The sequence below is a fragment of the Candidatus Obscuribacterales bacterium genome, assembly GCA_036703605.1.
Classification (GTDB): Bacteria; Cyanobacteriota; Cyanobacteriia; order RECH01; family RECH01; genus RECH01.
Genome location: DATNRH010000964.1, coordinates 1 through 1583 on the forward strand (window position 1 = coordinate 1; position 1583 = coordinate 1583).

Consider the following 1583-nt stretch of genomic DNA (forward strand, 5'->3'; position numbering starts at 1 on the left):
CCGTGAATGGTTGAAAATCGAAAAAAACGCTGGCTAAGAACGTGGTCCGTACTCTTTGCCGCAACCCTGGCGCTATGTTTAGGGGCCAGCTTCTTGCCCACTAGTCGAACCGCTGCTAGTGAGGGCATTCCCCCTCTTGAAAGCAGTATACCCACAGCCTGTAGCACCAGTACCGCTAGCCCCCGCCACTACAAAGTCGCCGCTAGCCCTGAAACAGTTCATTGGGGTTTCTACAGCAAAAATCTAGCCCCGATTATTTCCGTCAATTCTCAAGACTATGTCACCCTGGAAACCATTACTCACCATGCCGGTGATGACTACGATCGCATGATTGCGGGTGACCCGGCCATTGAGAGTATCTATCATTGGACGAGCGACGAACAAACCGTGAGCGATCGCGGCCCCGGCGTTCATATTCTCACAGGCCCCGTGTACGTTTGTGGTGCAGAGCCCGGTGACCTGTTAGAGGTGCGAGTTGTCGATCTAAAATTACGCCCCAGCGGTAACCCAGACTATGCTGGCAAAACCTTTGGCTCCAATGCCTCCGCTTGGTGGGGTTTCCAATACGATAACTACAAAGACGATCCCAAACCCCGGGAAGTCATTACCATTTATGAAATGGATGCCACCGGTGAGCAAGACTACGCCACTGCCGCCTATCGCTATGTTTGGACACCCCAAACCACACCAGATGGAACCGTTCACAACACCATCGACTACCCCGGCATCATCATTGACCACGACACCGTGACCGAAATTGACGATACTCTAGAGGGTGTCAAAATTCCTCTACGGCTGCACCTAGGCTCTATGGGGGTTGCTCCTGGCGAAGTTGACGTGGTAGATTCCATTCCGCCTAGCTATTTTGGTGGCAACATTGACAACCGCAACATTGCCATGGGCACCGCCATGTACTACCCCGTATCTGTACCGGGTGCCCTATTTTCCGGTGGTGATGCCCATGCCTCCCAAGGAGACTCGGAGCTAGATGGCACGGCGATCGAAACCTCAATTACCGGAGTCTTTCAGTTTGTGCTCCACAAACAGGCCGACCTCGCTGGCACAATTTTAGAAGGGGTCAACTATCCGTTGCTAGAAACCCCAGACTCCTGGATTGTTCATGGCTTTACCTATCCCAACTATCTAGAAGCTCTGGGTGAAGATGCCCAATCTAAAATCTACGAACTGTCGTCTCTCGATCCAGCCTTGAAAGATAGCTCGGCCAAGCTACGTGACTTTTTGATGAATGGCATGAATCTCACCGAAGATGAAGCGTTTTCGCTGATTACCGTTGGTGCAGATTTTGCTATTACCCAAGTAGTAGATGGCAACTGGGGCGTTCATGGTATTGTACCTAAAGGTATTTTTGATCCAGAGAATGTGAAGCCTAAGCCTGCTGATAGCTAAGGTTCATGCATTGCTCTAAATTATGCGTCTAAATATCTTATCTTTAGGGTATTTAGATTTGATTCGCCAACAGAGCGATCGCTCCTTGCTATACTCATGAGCTTGGGGAGAGCGATCGCTCTTTGAAATAGCTCTTTGAATATGATATTAAGTTTGGTTGCAGGGTCAAGACTGAG

General features: G+C 50.0%; 1 protein-coding gene. It reads left to right on the forward strand.

Going from position 1 to position 1583, the window contains the following annotated elements; all coding sequences use genetic code 11:
• Window positions 1–93: 93 nt before the first annotated feature.
• Window positions 94–1407, forward strand: a complete 1314-nt coding sequence (locus tag V6D20_19755; protein HEY9818020.1) for an acetamidase/formamidase family protein — start codon at window positions 94–96, stop codon at window positions 1405–1407.
• Window positions 1408–1583 lie beyond the last annotated feature (176 nt).